Source organism: Neisseria sicca 4320 (assembly GCF_000193735.1).
Taxonomy (GTDB): domain Bacteria; phylum Pseudomonadota; class Gammaproteobacteria; order Burkholderiales; family Neisseriaceae; genus Neisseria; species Neisseria sicca_E.
This window is the reverse complement of sequence record NZ_AEPF01000117.1, coordinates 1-17,130: the sequence shown is the minus strand read 5'-3', so window position 1 is coordinate 17,130 and position 17,130 is coordinate 1. Positions and strand designations below refer to the sequence as shown.

14 protein-coding genes, 3 tRNA genes and 1 pseudogene are annotated in these 17,130 nt (G+C 49.3%); 9 read left to right on the top strand and 9 right to left on the bottom strand.

The genetic code is table 11. From position 1 onward, the window contains the following. Positions 1-34: 34 nt before the first annotated feature. Positions 35-1,453 (top strand): SLC13 family permease, encoded by a 1,419-nt coding sequence (locus NSCA4_RS0110540; RefSeq protein WP_016688086.1) that lies wholly within the window; start codon positions 35-37, stop codon positions 1,451-1,453. Positions 1,454-1,560: 107 nt separating this feature from the next. After that, complete coding sequence (locus NSCA4_RS0110535) at positions 1,561-2,070, top strand: peptidylprolyl isomerase (RefSeq protein ID WP_003743061.1); 510 nt, start codon at positions 1,561-1,563, stop codon at positions 2,068-2,070. Between the two features lie 688 nt (positions 2,071-2,758). On the opposite strand, the gene fghA is transcribed toward NSCA4_RS0110535, so the two are convergent. Beyond that, positions 2,759-3,586 carry an S-formylglutathione hydrolase gene (gene fghA / locus NSCA4_RS0110530; RefSeq protein WP_016688085.1) on the bottom strand — a complete coding sequence of 276 codons (828 nt, stop codon included), beginning with the start codon at positions 3,584-3,586 and terminating at the stop codon, positions 2,759-2,761. A gap of 8 nt (positions 3,587-3,594) precedes the next feature. Continuing rightward, a complete protein-coding gene (locus tag NSCA4_RS0110525) occupies positions 3,595-4,731 on the bottom strand; it encodes an S-(hydroxymethyl)glutathione dehydrogenase/class III alcohol dehydrogenase (RefSeq protein ID WP_016688084.1) in 1,137 nt (378 codons plus the stop codon). A gap of 333 nt (positions 4,732-5,064) precedes the next feature. Between NSCA4_RS0110525 and NSCA4_RS16135 the strand changes: the two genes are divergently transcribed. The 3 genes from NSCA4_RS16135 to NSCA4_RS16125 are packed head-to-tail and all read left to right on the top strand — an operon-like array spanning position 5,065 to position 6,289. After that, positions 5,065-5,379 (top strand): hypothetical protein, encoded by a 315-nt coding sequence (locus NSCA4_RS16135; RefSeq protein WP_029609732.1) that lies wholly within the window; start codon positions 5,065-5,067, stop codon positions 5,377-5,379. Between the two features lie 60 nt (positions 5,380-5,439). Then, positions 5,440-5,619 carry a calcium-binding protein gene (locus NSCA4_RS16225; protein WP_303660083.1) on the top strand — a complete coding sequence of 60 codons (180 nt, stop codon included), beginning with the start codon at positions 5,440-5,442 and terminating at the stop codon, positions 5,617-5,619. Next, a complete protein-coding gene (locus tag NSCA4_RS16125; RefSeq protein WP_303660082.1) occupies positions 5,543-6,289 on the top strand; it encodes a calcium-binding protein in 747 nt (248 codons plus the stop codon). Before NSCA4_RS16225 ends, NSCA4_RS16125 begins: the two co-directional genes overlap by 77 nt. Positions 6,290-6,498: 209 nt before the next feature. Here the strand turns inward: NSCA4_RS16125 and NSCA4_RS0110510 are convergent, their stop codons facing one another. The 5 genes from NSCA4_RS0110510 to NSCA4_RS0110490 all read right to left on the bottom strand — a co-directional run bounded on the left by NSCA4_RS0110510 (position 6,499) and on the right by NSCA4_RS0110490 (position 12,392). Next, a complete protein-coding gene (locus NSCA4_RS0110510) occupies positions 6,499-6,996 on the bottom strand; it encodes a YbhB/YbcL family Raf kinase inhibitor-like protein (RefSeq protein ID WP_016688083.1) in 498 nt (165 codons plus the stop codon). Positions 6,997-7,091: 95 nt separating this feature from the next. Then, positions 7,092-7,751, bottom strand: a complete 660-nt coding sequence (gene ung / locus NSCA4_RS0110505; RefSeq protein ID WP_029609731.1) for a uracil-DNA glycosylase — start codon at positions 7,749-7,751, stop codon at positions 7,092-7,094. Between the two features lie 103 nt (positions 7,752-7,854). Beyond that, a complete protein-coding gene (gene dsbD / locus NSCA4_RS0110500; RefSeq protein ID WP_016688081.1) occupies positions 7,855-9,660 on the bottom strand; it encodes a protein-disulfide reductase DsbD in 1,806 nt (601 codons plus the stop codon). A 273-nt stretch (positions 9,661-9,933) separates the two neighbouring features. Then, the gene (locus NSCA4_RS0110495; protein ID WP_016688080.1) at positions 9,934-10,590 is read right to left on the bottom strand and encodes a response regulator; all 657 of its coding nucleotides are present in this window, start codon (positions 10,588-10,590) and stop codon (positions 9,934-9,936) included. Further along, positions 10,587-12,392 carry a histidine kinase gene (locus NSCA4_RS0110490; RefSeq protein ID WP_016688079.1) on the bottom strand — a complete coding sequence of 602 codons (1,806 nt, stop codon included), beginning with the start codon at positions 12,390-12,392 and terminating at the stop codon, positions 10,587-10,589. The genes NSCA4_RS0110495 and NSCA4_RS0110490 overlap by 4 nt, the downstream gene beginning before the upstream one ends. 242 nt (positions 12,393-12,634) lie before the next feature. On the opposite strand from NSCA4_RS0110490, the gene NSCA4_RS0110485 reads away from it, so the two are divergent. Continuing rightward, positions 12,635-13,195: a molybdenum cofactor guanylyltransferase gene (locus NSCA4_RS0110485; protein WP_016688078.1), complete on the top strand. Its 561-nt coding sequence runs from the start codon at positions 12,635-12,637 to the stop codon at positions 13,193-13,195. Positions 13,196-13,322: 127 nt separating this feature from the next. Here the strand turns inward: NSCA4_RS0110485 and rnr are convergent, their stop codons facing one another. After that, positions 13,323-15,818 carry a ribonuclease R gene (gene rnr / locus NSCA4_RS0110480; RefSeq protein ID WP_029609730.1) on the bottom strand — a complete coding sequence of 832 codons (2,496 nt, stop codon included), beginning with the start codon at positions 15,816-15,818 and terminating at the stop codon, positions 13,323-13,325. Between the two features lie 93 nt (positions 15,819-15,911). On the opposite strand from rnr, the gene NSCA4_RS0110475 reads away from it, so the two are divergent. The 3 genes from NSCA4_RS0110475 to NSCA4_RS0110465 all read left to right on the top strand — a co-directional run bounded on the left by NSCA4_RS0110475 (position 15,912) and on the right by NSCA4_RS0110465 (position 16,313). Further along, positions 15,912-15,998 (top strand) — tRNA-Leu (locus tag NSCA4_RS0110475). A 42-nt stretch (positions 15,999-16,040) separates the two neighbouring features. Next, a tRNA-Leu gene (locus NSCA4_RS0110470) sits at positions 16,041-16,127 on the top strand. A gap of 95 nt (positions 16,128-16,222) precedes the next feature. Next, positions 16,223-16,313: transfer RNA gene (locus NSCA4_RS0110465), tRNA-Ser, on the top strand. 613 nt (positions 16,314-16,926) lie between these two features. Here NSCA4_RS0110465 and NSCA4_RS13140 read toward each other — a convergent pair. Next, positions 16,927-17,130: pseudogene (locus tag NSCA4_RS13140) on the bottom strand (acyl-CoA dehydrogenase family protein); the annotation flags it as partial.

The following is a 17,130-nucleotide window of genomic DNA, read 5'->3' as shown; positions in this document are numbered from 1 at the left end:
AGCAATTTCACTCTACGTTTCAGAGGAATATTTCATGGACTTACATGCAAAGGACAAAACCCAGCATCCTGAGAATGTCGAGCTGCTCAGTGCGCAAAAGCCGATTACCGACTTTAAAGGTTTGCTGACCACCATTATCTCCGCCGTCGTCTGTTTCGGCATTTACCATATCCTCCCCTACGGCACCGATGCCAACAAAGGCATCGCGCTGTTGCTTTTCGTTGCCGCACTTTGGTTCACCGAAGCTGTCCATATCACGGTAACCGCATTGATGATTCCTGTCCTTGCAGTCGTATTGGGGTTTCCTGATATGGACATTAAAAAAGCGATGGCGGGCTTTTCCGATCCGACAATTTACATCTTCTTCGGCGGCTTTGCGCTTGCCACCGCCCTGCATATGCAGCGTCTCGACCGCAAAATCGCCGTCAGCCTTCTGCGCCTGTCGCGCGGCAATATGAAAGTCGCGGTGTTAATGTTGTTCATCGTTACCGCCTTCCTATCCATGTGGATCAGCAATACTGCCACCGCCGCCATGATGCTGCCTTTGGCAATGGGTATGATGAGCCATCTTGACCAAGAAAAAGAACGCAAAACTTATGTTTTCGTCCTGCTCGGCATCGCCTACTGCGCCAGTATCGGCGGTTTGGGCACCGTGGTCGGTTCGCCGCCGAACATGATTGCCGCCAAAGCGCTGAATCTGGACTTCGTCGGCTGGATGAAACTCGGCTTGCCCATGCTGCTGTTGATTCTGCCTTTGATGTTGTTCTCCATGTACGTCATCCTCAAACCTAATCTGAACGAACGCGTCGAAGTCAAAGCCGAGTCTATCCCTTGGACGCTGCACCGCGTAATCGCGCTGTTGATTTTCTTGGCTGCTGCTGTGGCATGGGTATTCAGCTCCAAAATCAAAGAAGCGTTCGGCATTTCCAATCCCGATACTGTCATCGCCTTGATTGCCGCTGTCTCCGTCGTCGTATTCGGCGTGGCGCAATGGAAAGAAGTTGCCCGCAATACCGACTGGGGTGTATTGATGCTCTTCGGCGGCGGTATCAGCTTGAGTGCGCTGCTGCAATCTTCCGGCGCGTCAGAAGCATTGGGTCAGCAGGTTGCCTCCACCTTTTCCCATTCGCCTGCATTGCTGGTGATTTTCGTGGTTGCCGCCTTCATCATTTTCCTGACCGAGTTCACCAGTAACACCGCTTCTGCCGCGCTGCTCGTACCCATTTTCGCCAGCATCGCCACGCAAATGGGGCTGCCCGAACAAGTTTTGGTATTCGTTATCGGCATCGGCGCGTCTTGCGCGTTCATGCTGCCGGTTGCCACGCCGCCCAACGCGATTGTGTTCGGTACGGGCTTGATTAAGCAACGAGAAATGATGAACGTCGGCTTGCTGCTGAACGTCCTCTGTATCGTATTGGTTGCGCTGTGGGCTTATTTCGTCCTGATGCCGTAAACCCGTAAAACCATAGCCAAGGTCGTCTGAAAGAATATTTTTCAGACGACCTTGAAGTTTATCCGCCCAGCACCATTTGAAAAAAGATTCTCAACGAAAGGAAACCCATGATTATCCTACACACCAACAAAGGCGACATCAAAATCGAACTCGATTTCGACAAAGCCCCCGTTACCGCCAAAAATTTCGAGCAATACGTCAAAGATGGCTTCTACGACGGCGTAATCTTCCACCGCGTCATCAAAGGCTTCATGATTCAAGGCGGCGGCATGGACGAGAACATGAACGAAAAAGAAACCCGCGAGCCGATTCAAAACGAAGCGTCCAACGGCCTGCCCAACGAGAAATACACCATCGCCATGGCGCGCACCTCCGACCCGCATTCCGCCAGCGCGCAATTCTTCATCAACACCGCCGACAACGCCTTCCTGAACTTCCGTTCTAAAGAGCTGTACGGCAAAACCGTCGTCCAAGACTGGGGCTACGCTGTATTCGGCAAAGTGGTCGATGGTTTTGATGTAGTCGATGCCATCGAAGGCGTCGCCACCAAACGCCACGGTTACCACGACGACGTACCGACCGAACCTGTCGTCATCACTAAAGCCGAAGTGGTATAAATTTGACGCGTTACATCCCATAACGCAAAAGCAGCCTGAAACGGGCTGCTTTTTTTGCGGATAAGTCATATCGCCGGCTTCTTTGGTTTTTGACGAATCAGTTGCCATCAACTGTCAAAAATTAATCAAACAAACCTGTTGTATTGGCAGCGTAGTGTAGGCTTTGCAAAAGGAAAAATATGTAGGACGAAACTGAGCAGGGCGGTATGCCTGTCTGTTTTTTGTAATCCGCAACGAAACAGCCGAAAACTTGTGTTTGGGTTTCGACTGTTGGGGGTGAAAAGGGCTATTTGCAAAGTTCTCGATAACAACAAAAGGTTGTCTGAAAACAAGTTTTCAGACAACCTTTTCGTTTTTATAGTGGATTAACTTTAAACCAGTACGGCGTTGCCTCGACTTGCCGTACTATCTGTACTGTCTGCGGCTTCGTCGCCTTGTCCTGATTTAAATTTAATCCACTATACCTCTCAACAACGGTTTGGATTGGAATAGGGGATATTTAAGTAGAATGGGTGAGGAGATTTTGCAAAGGTCTCCTCATGCTGATTCTAGGAGGTAGCTGATTTTAATAGCACTTTTCATCATTTATAAAAACAAAAGGCATCAATCCGATGCCTTTTTAATTCATTAACATAAAAAATTAACGTTCACTTCAACGTTTAATCGATTCACGAATCACTTCTTTGGCTTACTTCAAAAATGCCGCATGATACGCAATATGCTCACCAATAAAACTGGCGATGAAGTAGTAGCTATGATTGTAGCCTTTATGGAAGCGTACATCGATCGGCTGGTTTGCCGCACGACAGGTTTCAATAAAATCTTCGGTACGCAATTGTGTTGGCAAAAACTCATCTTCTAAGCCTTGGTCAATGCGTATACCTTGCACTTTATAGCCTTGTTGAATGAGCGAGCCGGCATCATATTGCTGCCATTTTTCACGATCTTTTCCCAAATAAGCAGAAAAAGCTTTCTCCCCCCAAGGCACAAGGCTTGGCGACAAAATAGGCGAAAAGGCTGAAACACTTTGATAACGTTCCCGGTTTCGCAGTGCCAATACCAATGCACCATGTCCGCCCATTGAATGTCCCATAATGGAACGTTTGCCGTTGGTAGGAAAATTTTCTTCAATCAGACGGGGCAACTCATTCAAAATATAATCATACATTTGATAATTCGTCGCCCAAGGCTGCTCGGTCGCATTAAGATAAAAGCCTGCACCTTGCCCTAAATCATAAGCAGCATCGTTCGGCACTTGCTCTCCGCGAGGGCTGGTATCGGGGGCAACCACAATCACTTGATGTTCAGCAGCATAACGCTGAAAGCCTGATTTGGTAATGAAATTTTGTTCAGTACAAGTCAAGCCGGAAAGCCAATAAATCACACCAAGCGGTCGATTCTCCTGATTATCCGGCAAATAGACGGCAAATTTCATTTCGCATTGCAGCGTTTGGGCATGATGTGCCCAAACTTGTTGTGAACCGCCGAAAATTTGATGTTGTTCGATCAGTTTCATCTCGAGCCTTAATAATGAATAACAGCGCGGATCGATTTACCTTCGTGCATTAAATCAAAGGCTTCATTGATTTGATCGAGTGTCAGTGTGTGGGTTACAAACGGTTCTAACTCGATATCGCCTTTCATTGAATCTTCGACCATTTTCGGAAGTTCGGAGCGGCCTTTCACGCCACCAAATGCAGAGCCTTTCCAAACACGACCTGTTACCAACTGGAACGGACGAGTTGAAATTTCTTGTCCTACACCTGCTACGCCGATGATAATGGATTGTCCCCAACCACGGTGTGCACTTTCCAATGCCTGACGCATTACGTTTACGTTGCCGATACATTCAAAGGTGTGGTCAATACCCCATTTATTGATGTCTAACAACACATCTTTGATCGGCTTATCGTAATCGTTCGGGTTCAAACAGTCAGTTGCACCAAAATGTTTTGCCAACTCGAATTTTGCGGGATTGGTATCAATGACAATAATGCGACCCGCTTTGGCTTGACGCGCACCTTGCACCACAGCCAAACCAATGGCCCCCAGGCCAAACACGGCCACAGAGTCGCCTTCTTGAACTTTTGCCGTATTATGTACCGCACCAATACCTGTGGTAACGCCGCAGCCGAGCAAACATACTTGTTCGTGGTTGGCTTCGGGGTTGATTTTCGCCAATGAAACTTCCGCAACAACAGAATATTCGCTGAAAGTCGAACAGCCCATATAGTGATAGATCGGCTGACCTTGATAAGAAAAACGCGTCGTTCCGTCCGGCATTAAGCCTTTACCTTGCGTCTCACGTACCGCAACGCATAAGTTGGTTTTACCAGAACGGCAAAACTCACATTCGCCACATTCAGCGGTGTAAAGAGGAATGACGTGATCACCCGGTTTTACACTTACTACACCTTCGCCTACGGCAACGACCACACCCGCACCTTCGTGTCCAAGCACCGCAGGGAATACGCCTTCAGGATCGCTTCCTGATAATGTAAATGCATCAGTATGGCACACCCCCGTGTGGGTATTGAGGATTAACACCTCACCTTTGCGGGGCATTTCTACATCGATTTCTACAACTTGTAAGGGTTGATTTGGCGCGAATGCTACCGCAGCACGAGATTTGATAGTTGAATTGATTTGTTTGGTTTCCATTATTTTTTCTCTTTAATTCATTAACAGAATTGCTAAATGACAGCAGTTTATACTCTGGACTCCAGTCTAAAGCAAGCGTTTTTGCAATCTTGCTACGGCAGTAGCATGATCGACTAAAGGGCCACCATGCAATCGGCAGTTAATTAGAATGATATCAAATATCATTTCTTATTTTAGATTAATAAAAAAACAATAATATAAATTATTATATCTTTCCCATTATTTTATTCCCCGATACAATCAACATCGTGCTACCAAAAGAAAAAATCTATTAATGTCAGATATATAGCATTATTTATTTTCCCCAGTAACTTGTTCTCAAGGAGAACCATCATGGCCGATACATTGCACTCTTTACCCGGCAATGCAGCAAATAATAAACCCGTCAAACCCGTCGTTCTTAAAGGAACACCCAACAATGACGTTTTACATGGCAGTCTCGGGTATACCACATTCTACGGCGGATTGGGCAACGATATTTATTACAGTAAGAACGCAGGCGACACCATCGTTGAATATGCACATGAAGGCAATGATACGGTTTACGCCGATACAACCTTTACCTTACCGACACACGTCGAGAATCTGACACTGGAAGGCGACGGCAATACCTTTTTGGATTTGGCAACAACTCCAACAATATTCTGATAGGCAACAGCGGCAACAACCGCTTAAGCGGGGGGGGGCGGAAATGACACGCTCTACGGCATGGACGGTAACGACCTTCTGAAGGGTGGATGGGGTAAGGATCAACTTTACGGGGGTAACGGAGATGATATCCTAGAAGGTGGTGAAAACAACGACGTACTTGATGGTGGACATGGAAATGATACTTTATTTAGACGGTGGCACCGGTCTAGACCGCATGAGCGGCGGAGACGGAAATGATGTCTATCATGTGGACAATGTAAATGACACAGTTACCGAGCGATCGGGAGAAGGTACCGATACCATTTACAGTAGCGTTTCCTACACCGCCGCAGAAAATGTTGAAAACCTGACTTTAATAGGCAGCAACAACATCTTCGGTATTGGCAACCATAATGACAATATCTTGACGGGCAACAAAGGGGATAATCGTCTGAGCGGTGAAGACGGCAATGATACCCTGTACGGCATGGGTGGCAACGACACCCTGTCAGGTGGCAATGGAAATGACCACCTCAACGGTGGAGATGGTGACGACTATATCGCTGGCGGCTCGGGCAGCGACACCATCATCACAGGTGAAGGCAACGACACCGTTGCCTTTACTGCATCAGATATTCGTGAAGGCAGTATAGACCGTTTGCTCGATTTTAACCCTACGACAGACAAACTCGACCTATCCGGTATGCGTTCACTGCTGACTGGCAGCAACGCCAATTTGAACTGGTCAAATATGTTCGTTGAAAAGACCCTGAGGTCATTCTTCAAAAAGACCGTCCTTATCTCATCTTCGATACAGAGCAGCATACTCTTGCTTATCGCGAGGCAGGTTCAAGCAGCAGCACCATGTTTGCCAAATTCGATTTTGTCTGGTTGGACGCATCCAATATCATCGGCTAAAACTTGCTAAAAAGAACTGACCATTTGGAACGAATCTGCTTTTTAAACTCCAAAGCAAAGATTTAAAACAAACATTTTTTGAAACAAATCGTCAGTTCATTTTAAGCTGATTCAATAAAAACGTCGTCTGAAAACTTAGTTACAGGTTTCAGACGACATTTTTGTTTCTAAGATTGGGTTTTCTAAAAAATCTAGCAAAGGTCACAAATTGCTTAGGGTTTATACGTCATACGTTCCCATCACGCTTGCGCTGTCTAAAATATGTCCCTGCATGGCAAAGTGTAGGTCATTGAAGCGGAAGCCGCGCGGTAGGTTTAATACGGTGTCGAGTGCGTAAACGATGAGTTCGTAGCGGTGGCGGCAGTTGGGCGGATACATGCCGCCGTAGCCTGTGGCTTCTTCGATGTCCAATTTGCCCAACAGGCTTGCCCAACTGTTTGCGCCTTGTGTGTAGTCGGTGGCGGTCAGGCTTTCGTTTTCGGTGACGGAGGTGCGCTTGAGGTCGGAAATCAGCCAGTGGGTCCACACAAATCCGCTGGCAGTAATGGCGTCTTTATCTTCCAAAACGACAGCAAAGGATTTCGTGCCTTCGGGCGCACCGCTGATTTCAAAAGGGATGGAGTAAGTCGGCATATTGTTCGGGCTGAACTGGCTGCCGCGTTTGCCGTATTTGTCTTCAAATTCGCCGTTGACAATGGCTGAAGTCGTTACCTGCATAGTGTTCTCCTGTGGGGTTGGGAAAGGGGTCGTCTGAAAAGGAAGGCTTGTTCAGACAGATGATGGGGTTGATCGCCGTTTTCAGACGACCTATTTCATACCTGCCAATCTATCGGCGTCATGCCGTTTTCCTTCAAATAGGCATTGGCGCGGGAAAAGTGTTTGCAGCCGAAGAAGCCGCGATAAGCGGACAGCGGCGAGGGGTGTGGCGCGCTGAGGACGAGATGGCGGCTGTGGTCGATAAACGCGCCCTTTTTCTGCGCGTGGCTGCCCCAAAGCATGAAGACGACGTGTTCGCGGTTTTGGTTGATTTGGTTGACCACCTCGTCGGTAAAGCGTTCCCAGCCCAAAGTGGCATGGGAATGCGCCTGCCCAGCGCGGACGGTCAGGACGGTATTGAGCAGTAAAACGCCCTGTTCCGCCCAGTGTTGCAGATAGCCGTGTTGCGGGATTTGGAAACCTTCGATGTCTTCCGCCAGCTCTTTGTAAATATTGACCAGCGAAGGCGGGACGGCGATGCCTTCGCGGACGGAAAACGCCAGCCCGTGCGCCTGCCCTGCGCCGTGATACGGGTCTTGCCCCAAAATAACGACTTTGACGTTACCAAATTCCGTTGCTTTAAAAGCGTTAAACACGTCTTCGGCAGGCGGGTAGATAATCCGCCCCATGCCGCGTTCTTTTTTGACGGTTTCGATGATATGTTGGAAATAGGATTCGGACTTTTCCGAGCCGATTGCTTCGTGCCAAGTTTGCATCAGGCTGCCTTTGTGAAAGGGGACAGTAGGCATTATAGTGCGGTTGTTTGCAAAAAGGTCGTCTGAAAACCCTGTCTCATGTTTTTCAGACGACCTTTCATCTTTATTTTTCGTTTTGTTTGTACCAGTTGATAAATTCGTCTGGTTTGGCGAAGCCGAGTAATGGGTCGCTGCGGCGGCCGTCGGCGTGGATGATGAATATGCCCGGCGGGCCGTAGAGGCCGTATTCTTTCAACATTGCCTGATGGTCAGGCGTGTTGGCGGTTACGTCGATTTGGAAGAAGCGTTCCATATCGACGGCTTCATGCACTTTCGGCTGGTTGAGCGTGTAGCTTGCCATTTCTTTGCAGGAAATGCACCAGTCGGCGTAAAAATCCAAAACGACGGGCTTGTCGGGGTTGGCTTTCAATGCGGCATCCATAGCGGCTTTGAGTTCGGCGACGTCGGTGAACATTTTGCCGTGGTCGGTGGTTTTGCCTGCTTCAGACGGGGGGGCGAGTGTCAGGAAGTGGTGCAGGGCGGTGGTTTGTTTGTTTGCGCTTTGCCATCCGAACCATGCGCCGCCGATGAGCAGAAGGAAGCCTAAAACGGAGGCTGTAGTTTTCAGACGACCTTTTTGTTTGCCCGATTTAATCAGCAACATGACAGCGGGGACGATCATGAGCAGGGTGTAAAGCGCGACAACGAGGTAGTAGGGCAGGTGCGGCGTGGCGAGGTAAACGGCAACGGCAAGCAGGATGAAGCCGAAGGCGTATTTGATGCCGTTCATCCAGTCGCCTGCTTTCGGCAGGACGTGACCGCCGAATGTGCCGATGAGGATCAGCGGAACGCCGGTGCCGAGTGCCAAGGCATACAGCGCCAGTCCGCCTAAGACGGCATCGCCGGTTTGTCCGATATAGCCCAAGGCAAATGCCAGCGGCGGGGCGACGCAGGGGCCGACGATTAGCGCGGAGAGTATGCCCATGACGAATACGGAAGCGATTTTGCCGCCGGAGAGTTTGCTGCTTTGGTTTTGGAAATAAGATTGGACAGAATTGGGCAGTTGGATGTTGAAGAGTCCGAACATAGACAGCGCGAGGACGACCATCAGACCTGCAGCGGCGAGAACGACCCAAGCCTGTTGCAGCCATACGGTCAGAAGTGCGCCCGTCAAGCCTGCGATGACGCCGACCAGCGTGTAGGTCAGTGCCAAACCTTGTACATAGACCATAGATAGGGCGAAAGCGCGCTTTTTGCCGGCGTTTTTATCGCCGACGACGATACTGGAAACAATCGGCAAAAGCGGGTACATACAGGCGGTAAAACTCAAGCCTAGTCCTGCGATAAAAAACGCCAACAGGTTGGCGTTTAATGTTTCCCAAGATAATTTGAAGTGGCTGCCGTCGTCGTTTTGCGAGGCTTTAGGCGCGGCTGCGGGGGATGGTTTGGCGGAATCCGGTTGAAGGAAGCGGTCTTTGGCGGATATGGGTTCGTCGCTTTGCGTCTTGTACAGGCCGTTGCCTTTAATCTCAAAAGATGTGTCCACGGGCGGATAACATACGCCGGCTTCGGCACAACCTTGATAAGTCAGCGTCAGCTTGTAGGTCGGCGCGGCTTTTTTGTAAGGCCAGTTGACCTGCGCGGCGCGGTGGAATACGGTTTGTTTGCCGAAAAACTCATCTTCTTTGAGTTCGCCTTTGCTGAAAACCGGTTCGGCCAATACGCCTTCAGGCGCGGTGGCGGCGACGATTTTCGATTGGTACATATAGTAGCCGTCGGCGATTTTGAATTCGACGTTGATGCCTTTGTCGGTAACGTTCACTTGCGGCACGAACGCTTTTTCAGGCGGCAGCAAATCATCGGCGTTCACGGCAAACGCGCTGGAACACAGGGCAAAAAAGGCGGTAAAGAAGTAAAGGAGTTTTTTCATGGCGTCTTCTCAGTGGAAGGATTAAACAGGCGCATTATAAACGCAGCAGTCGTTTATAGGCCTTAATTTATATTAAAAGTTGCGATGGTTTTTATCGTCGCGAGGGGTGGATTATCGGGCGGCCGGATAGATGATGCCCGTCGGATTGTCTCTTTTTCATAGCCGATTGGAACGGGAAAGGTCGTCTGAAAACGGATAGTGTAAATTCTGTCCAAACTATTTTCAGACGACCTTTCATGATTTTACCGCTTTCGCACCGGTATCCTTAACTGTTTAATTGATTTCAGGCTGCGGGACTTTGTGCTGAACGGCGTAAACGGCGGCTTGGACGCGGCTGCTGAGGTCAAGTTTTCGCAGCAGGTTTTGAACGTGGACTTTGACGGTGGATTCTGCCAAGTCCAAATGGCGGGCGATGACTTTATTGCTGTGTCCGGCTGCGAGGTAGCCTAGGATTTCGAGTTCGCGCGGGGTAAGGGTGGAGAGTGCCTGGTCGGTGCGCGGTGCGGACGGGGAAATCAGGGATTGGACGAGGCGCGTGGTCATTTCGGGAGAAAAGACGTTGTCGCCGTCGACGGCTTTGCGGATGCTGTCGAGCAGGAAGTCGGCGTTGATGTTTTTCAGCAAAAAGCCGCGCGCGCCGATGCGCATACATTCGGTCAAATCGTCGCTGTCTTCGGAAACGGTCAGCATGATGACGGTTTGGTTCGGGTTGACGCCCAAGATTTGTGCCAGTGCTTCGCGGCCGTTCATGACGGGCATGTCAAGGTCGAGTAAGACGACGTCGGGTTTGAGCTGTTCCGCCATTTTGACGCCGGACAAGCCGTCGGCGGCTTCGCCGATGACTTCGAAGTCGCTTTGGCGTGAGAGTAGGGCTTTGATGCCGCTGCGGAAGAGTGTGTGGTCGTCGATGAGGATAATTTTAATGGTCATGAGAATGTTCTATTCTGTTTGGGTAAGGTTAGGGTAACGGTAGTACCTTCGTCGGGTTTGGAGCTGACTTCCAGTTCGGCACGGATTCGTTGGGCACGTTCCCGCATAATGCCCATGCCGACATGTTCGCCGGAAAGCGCGTCCAGATGGGCGGGATCGAAGCCTACACCATCGTCACGGATGATCAGCGTGAAGTCCTGACGGTTGTCAATGCTGACGGTAACGTTATGGGCGAGAGAGTGTTTGCGGATGTTGGACAGGCTCTCCTGAAGGATGAAGATAATCTGCAATTGTTCGTCGTCGTTTAACGCTGCTCCTTCGTCGCGCCACTTGGCGCTCACGTTGATTTTGGTTTGTCTTTCGAACCGGGCGAGTAGGGTGGAAACGGCTTCGGGGAAATCTTTGTTACTGATTTTGGTACGGAAGTTTAGCAGAAGTTCGCGTACGTCTTCATAGCATTCCTGTACGCCGTCTTTGATAAAGCGGATGTTTTCTTCGGCTTGTTCTTTTTGGTCGGCATAAAACGCAGTTTCCAGCATTTGAACCTGCAGGTTCAGGAAAGTCAATGCTTGTGCGATGCTGTCGTGCAGGCCTTGGGCAATCAGGTTGCGCTCCTGTAAAACGGCAAGCAGGCGGCGCTCTTGCTCGAGGCGGCTGTTGACGATGGAAACGCCTAATTGTCCGCTCAATGTGTGCAGTAGCTCGTTGTCGTTGTGATCAGGTTTAAGGTCGTCTGAAAAATACAGGTTTAAAACGCCCAGTTCTTCTTCTTGATAGCTAATAGGGAAAACGGCGTGTTTGAATTCCGTTTTATCTGATTTATCCGAGGCAGTATCCGGCCCATCATCCGAATCATCAGGCAGTCCGATGGATGCCACTATATCTGTGCGTTTGCGTTCGTTATCCCAAAGGCGGATGCTGCCCGCTTCTGCGGAGACTGCGGGCAGGGTTCGCTTGAGGAATTCCTCCGCCGCCTGTTGTGGGGTGAAAGTTTGATGCAAATTGCGGGTGGTTTGATAGAGCAGGGTCAGGTCGCGGTTTTGGCGCGCCAAATCTTGAGTTTGCCGTGCCACTTGTCCTTCCAAATCGGTATAAAGTGTTTTCAGCCGGCTGCTCATTTGGTTGAAGCCTTTGCTGACTTGGGCGAACTCGCTTATCTGGTCAGTGTCGATTTGAACGCCGAACCTGCCTTGACTGATGGTTTTTACACCGTCCCTCAATGTTTCCAGAGGGCGGATAATCCATGCGTAGTGCCAGATAATCATCAGTCCTGCCGCCGCAAAGATCATCCCCATCATAATCATTTGAAAGCGGCGCAACCATAAGGTGTTTTTCTCATTGGCATGTTCCATCGCCTGTAAAAACAGTTCGATATTGGCTGCAAAACGGTAGAGCTTGATTTGGTCGGGACGCTCGTAACGGCGCAAGACGGGCTGTATATTCGATTTCCAGTCTTCAATAAGCGCGGACTGTATCAGGTCGTAAACCGGCGGCGTTTCTGAAGGCATCAGCGGGTGGATGGCATTGCTCTGGCTGATACGGTTGAGATTTTGTTCGAATTCGCGGATTTGATTGTTGATTTGCGCCTTGGGTGCGCGTTCGCCGACCATATAGGCAAGGCGGTACACTTGTGTTCTCAAATTCCCTGCGTCTTCAATGACGGTGGCGGCGTTTTGCAGCCTCCAAGAGAGCACTAAAGTCAGGATGACGGACAAAAGTGCAGAACTGACCCATAATGCGGTCAGCAGCTTTAAGCGCGAGGACAGGCTCAGGTGGTTTAAAAAACGGAATGTGAAGGACATAGACGCTATATGCCGTTGCTAGTTTGAGGTCGTTTACCTTGTAAACATATCATTCATTCAGATTGTAGGCAATCAGACTGATGAAATGATCGTCATCAAATAGAGATAGAAATGACACTGTTTCAATGTAAAATCATGTTATGATAAAATTCAAATTATATGAATTTTATCATAAGCCCATTTGAACGGATGAAACCTTTCAGACGACATCGGGCAACCAGACCGCTTCACAAAGGATAAATATGAAAATATTTGCGTTGATATTGTCAGGAGGACAGTCAGACGGCGTAGATAAAGGCCTCTCCCCCTGGCAGGGTAAGACGCTGATTGATTGCGTTATTGATAGGATTAAACCGCAAGTTGACCATATCGCCATCAGTGCCAACCGTAATTTGGAAAATTATGCCCTTAGAAGCCCGCACCTGCTGCCGGATGCAAGGCAATGGCGGTATTTGGGCGGATTGGCTGCATTGTGTACCGCTGCCAATGATTTGCAGATTGCCTCTGCCGACTGGCTTTTGGTTGTGCCGTGCGATATGCCTGATTTGCCGGAAGATTTGGTAGAAAGATTTCGGACGGTTTCTAAAAAAACGCCTTTGTGCAACGCCTTTTATATCGAAACACCTGTAACGCCGCATTACAATGTGATGTTCATCCGTCCGCAAATTTTACAAAGTACCGTACCTTATTTGAGTTCAGGATTAAGGACGGTGAGGGGGTGGTTGCAGCAACAGCGTGCCCGTGTCTTACAATTTGACCATGATGATTGTTTTATCCGTTACGGAAAATCAAACAATGCCTGAGTCGGAAAAATTAAACATATCCAAACTATTGGCATTTATTTATTGTAAAATGAATGTTGTTACACAAAAGGTCGTCTGAAAATTTCAGACGACCTTTTGTGATTGAAGGAGGCTTAGGGTTGCAATATCAGCCGTTAGCCTTGCTTCTGCCTTTGCGCTTGGTTGGCGCGGTATCCGGATTTTTCACCTTAATTTTCACGCTTTTGCTTGGTTTTTTGTCTTTGCGTTTGGCTTTTTCCGCTACCGGTTTGGCTTTGGTGGTTTTCTTTTTGCCGTTTTCAGACGACGTTGCCGGTGCGTTGGCAGGCTGGGTTTTGCTGCGGCGTTTGGCGGCGGGTTTTTCCTGTTTTACAGGTGTTTTCATCGCGTCGTCGATTTCTTTCGCCGTCAGTTTGCGCTTGGTTTTCGAGCCGGTTGAGGCGGTGGTTTGAGTGCGGCGTTTTTTGCCGCTGTTGCCGCCGCTGATCAAGGTCAGGTCGATTTTGCTGGTGTCCAAATCGGCGCGCGCCACTCGGACGCTGACTTTGTCGCCCATGTTGAAACGGATGCCGCTGCGTTCTCCTTCTATCGCCATGATCTCGGGGCGGAAGTTGAAATAGTCTTCGCCCAAATCGCTGATGTGTACTAAGCCGTCGATGTGGATGCCGTCCAGCGTAACGAAGAGGCCGAAGTTGGTCATGCCGGAGATTTTGCCTTCGAAAACTTCGCCGACTTTATCGCGCATGTAATAGGTTTTCAGCCAGTTTTCCACGTCGCGGCTGGCATCGTCGGCGCGGCGTTCGCAGAACGAGGTATGTACGCCCAAAGCCTGCCAGCTTTTGTTTGGCGTGTAGGTCTGTTGGTTCAATACGGCTTTGATGGCGCGGTGTACGGTCAGGTCGGGATAGCGGCGGATGGGAGAGGTAAAGTGGGCGTATGCTTCGTAGGCAAGGCCGAAGTGTCCGTCGCAATGCGGTTCGTAAACTGCCTGCTGCATGGAGCGCAGCATCATGACTTGCAGTAATTCGGCATCGGGTCTGCCTTTGAATTGTTCGGCAAGCGCAGCATAGTCTTTCGGCGTCGGGTTGTCGCCGCCGCCCAGTTGCAAACCCAATAAGCCGAGCTGCTCGCGCAGGGTGGCGAGTTTTTCGGGTGTCGGGCCTAAATGGTTGCGGAAGAGGGCGGTGTGCTTGTTTTTCATCAGGAACTCTGCCGCGCAGACGTTTGCCGCCAACATACATTCTTCAATCAATTTGTGGGCGTCGTTGCGGACCACGGGCACGATTTTTTCGATTTTGCCGTTGTCGTCGAAAAGCATTTGGGTTTCGACGCTTTCAAATTCCACCGCGCCGCGTTCGAAGCGTTTTTTCTGAAGGATTTTGAAGAGTTTGTAGAGGGTGTCGATTTGGGCTTTGTGCGGATGGTCGAGGTCGTCTGAAATCCAGTCCCAGACTTGGTTGTAAGTCAGGCGCGCATGGGAACGCATAACCGCAGGGTAGAAGCGGTATTCTTTAATATTGCCCGCATAAGTGATGACCATATCACACACCATGCACAAACGCTCGACATCGGGATTGAGCGAGCAGATGCCGTTGGACAGGTTTTCCGGCAGCATGGGAATCACGCGGCGCGGGAAGTAAACGCTGGTGCTGCGTTCCTGCGCGTCCGTATCGATAGCGTCATCGGGGCGGACGTAATGGCTGACATCGGCAATCGCCACGACCAAACGGTAATTGCGTCCGATTTTCTCGGCAAACACGGCATCGTCGAAATCGCGCGCCGTTTCGCCGTCAATCGTTACCAAAGGCAAATCGCGCAAATCGACGCGGCCTTTCAAATCGCTTTTACGAACGTGGTCGGGGATTTTTTTCGCGGCTTTGGCACACGCTTCGCTGAATTGGTGCGGCAAATGGTGTTTGCGCACAGCGATTTCGATTTCCATGCCGCTGTCGGCATAATCACCCAATACTTCAATAATTTTCGCTACGGCAGGGCGGTTTTGCTCGGGATAAGTCTCGATTTCGCCGACGATGACCTGACCGGATTCAGGTTTGAAATGCGCGACGCTGTCAGGTTCCAAGACAATACTTTGATTCAGGCGTTTGTCTTCCGCTTCTAAAATCGCCACGCCTCGATCCATATAGAAACGACCGACCACTTTGCTTTGCGCGCGTTCGACAATATCCAAAACCGTACCTTCGCGGCGGCCTCTGCGGTCGATGCCGGCAGGGCGGACGGTAACAATGTCGCCGTGCATGATGCCGCGCATTTGGCGTTCATATAAAACGAAGTCGCCGTCTTTGGTGGGCGTGAGCGGTACGGCGAAGCCGAAGCCGTCTTTGTGTGCCTCAACACGGCATTTGACCAAATCCAATTTATCCGCCGCGCAAACTGCACCGCGACGGTTGATTAAAACCTGACCGTCCCGCGCCATCGCTTTCAGACGACGTTCGAAGAATTCGTACTCTTCTTCCGTAATCGACAACTCGCGTGCCAAGACTTCGATTTTGGACGGCACGCCTTTTTGTTCCAATAATTCAATGATCCACTCCCTGCTTGGCAGCGGATGTTCGTAACGTTGTTTCTCCCGTTTCAAAAACGGGTCTTTTTCTCGTAAATTTAAAGATTTAATATTTTTGTTCATTTTATTGGTTGACATTCTTTTTCTAAAATATATAATGACCGCTTCTTTGCGAAATAGTCAACCACTGTAACGCAAAACAGGAAATAAAGCAAAGCCCAGGTGGCGGAATTGGTAGACGCGCTAGCTTCAGGTGCTAGTGTCCTCACGGGCGTGGAAGTTCGAGTCTTCTCCTGGGCACCAAAATTTTGGTTAGGGCCGCTTTGCTTATCTCCATCCTAATTAGCCCAGGTGGCGGAATTGGTAGACGCGCTAGCTTCAGGTGCTAGTATCCTCACGGGTGTGGAAGTTCGAGTCTTCTCCTGGGCACCAAATCAATTATCCGGCTTATTCCGGATTTTTTATTGAATAGATTTATTTGTCTGATTAAGATACAATATCAGGCAACAAAATATGTTTAATTCCACAGAGAGGTGGATGAGTGGTTTAAGTCGCACGCCTGGAAAGCGTGTATACGTGAATAGCGTATCGAGGGTTCGAATCCCTTCCTCTCTGCCAGATTCTAAAGGCACTGCTTAAGGCAGTCCCTTTTATTCGGCTACTAAAAATTGGGGGGTGAAGCAGATTGGCCTGAAATATCATATTATAGTGGATTAAATTTAAATCAGGACAAGGCGACGAAGCCGTAGACAGTACAAATAGTACGGCAAGGCGAGGCAACGCCGTACTGGTTTAAATTTAATCTACTATAATGTCTCAGGGTTTTCAATTACCTTTCCAGTACGTCAAAGTTAAAACAAACTTCACATTTCAAAGCTACACAAAAAGATTTTCCAGTTATTTCTGTTGTATTTACGTAAACCTTCTTATCCTCAAATTTTGCAGAAAAAGATTAGGTCACCTGAAAACAAAAACTTTGTTTCAGATGACATTGACAGGTAGGTCAGGCATGTTTTGCCTTGTTTGCGGGCATGGTAAACAGGATGCCCTGCGGTTAAATGACTGATTCACTGGAGTGGATAAGAAGGCCTCTATCTACTAATAAGGGATTAAGACTGGATAACGTGTGCATCATCTCAAGCCTTAGCATTAAAAACAAAGCCCCTCCAGTTGCGGATTAAAAAAAGGTCGTCTGAAAACCGATTTCAGACGACCTTTCTGATTTAAACCATCAACCGCAATATCGGCAGTCCAATATATCTTTGCGGATGTCGTTCAGCAGGAAGGCTGCGGTGTCTTCATGTTCTGCCTGTACGAAGACAAAGAGTCGGGCGATGATTTTGCCGATGAAGACTTTTTGCAAGGCGCAGGCATCAGTCAGGATGCGTTCCTGCAGGAAGCTGCGGATGTCTTCTGGCAAGGTGTAGTCGCGGGC

Bases quoted from the DNA above. Each gene is read 5' to 3' on its own strand.
- NSCA4_RS0110540 (WP_016688086.1), top strand. From the start codon at position 35: ATGGACTTACATGCAAAGGACAAAACCCAGCATCCTGAGAATGTCGAG.
- NSCA4_RS0110535 (WP_003743061.1), top strand. From the start codon at position 1,561: ATGATTATCCTACACACCAACAAAGGCGACATCAAAATCGAACTCGAT.
- fghA (WP_016688085.1), bottom strand. From the start codon at position 3,586: ATGAAACTGATCGAACAACATCAAATTTTCGGCGGTTCACAACAAGTT.
- NSCA4_RS0110525 (WP_016688084.1), bottom strand. From the start codon at position 4,731: ATGGAAACCAAACAAATCAATTCAACTATCAAATCTCGTGCTGCGGTA.
- NSCA4_RS16135 (WP_029609732.1), top strand. From the start codon at position 5,065: ATGGCCGATACATTGCACTCTTTACCCGGCAATGCAGCAAATAATAAA.
- NSCA4_RS16225 (WP_303660083.1), top strand. From the start codon at position 5,440: ATGGACGGTAACGACCTTCTGAAGGGTGGATGGGGTAAGGATCAACTT.
- NSCA4_RS16125 (WP_303660082.1), top strand. From the start codon at position 5,543: ATGGTGGACATGGAAATGATACTTTATTTAGACGGTGGCACCGGTCTA.
- NSCA4_RS0110510 (WP_016688083.1), bottom strand. From the start codon at position 6,996: ATGCAGGTAACGACTTCAGCCATTGTCAACGGCGAATTTGAAGACAAA.
- ung (WP_029609731.1), bottom strand. From the start codon at position 7,751: ATGCAAACTTGGCACGAAGCAATCGGCTCGGAAAAGTCCGAATCCTAT.
- dsbD (WP_016688081.1), bottom strand. From the start codon at position 9,660: ATGAAAAAACTCCTTTACTTCTTTACCGCCTTTTTTGCCCTGTGTTCC.
- NSCA4_RS0110495 (WP_016688080.1), bottom strand. From the start codon at position 10,590: ATGACCATTAAAATTATCCTCATCGACGACCACACACTCTTCCGCAGC.
- NSCA4_RS0110490 (WP_016688079.1), bottom strand. From the start codon at position 12,392: ATGTCCTTCACATTCCGTTTTTTAAACCACCTGAGCCTGTCCTCGCGC.
- NSCA4_RS0110485 (WP_016688078.1), top strand. From the start codon at position 12,635: ATGAAAATATTTGCGTTGATATTGTCAGGAGGACAGTCAGACGGCGTA.
- rnr (WP_029609730.1), bottom strand. From the start codon at position 15,818: ATGAACAAAAATATTAAATCTTTAAATTTACGAGAAAAAGACCCGTTT.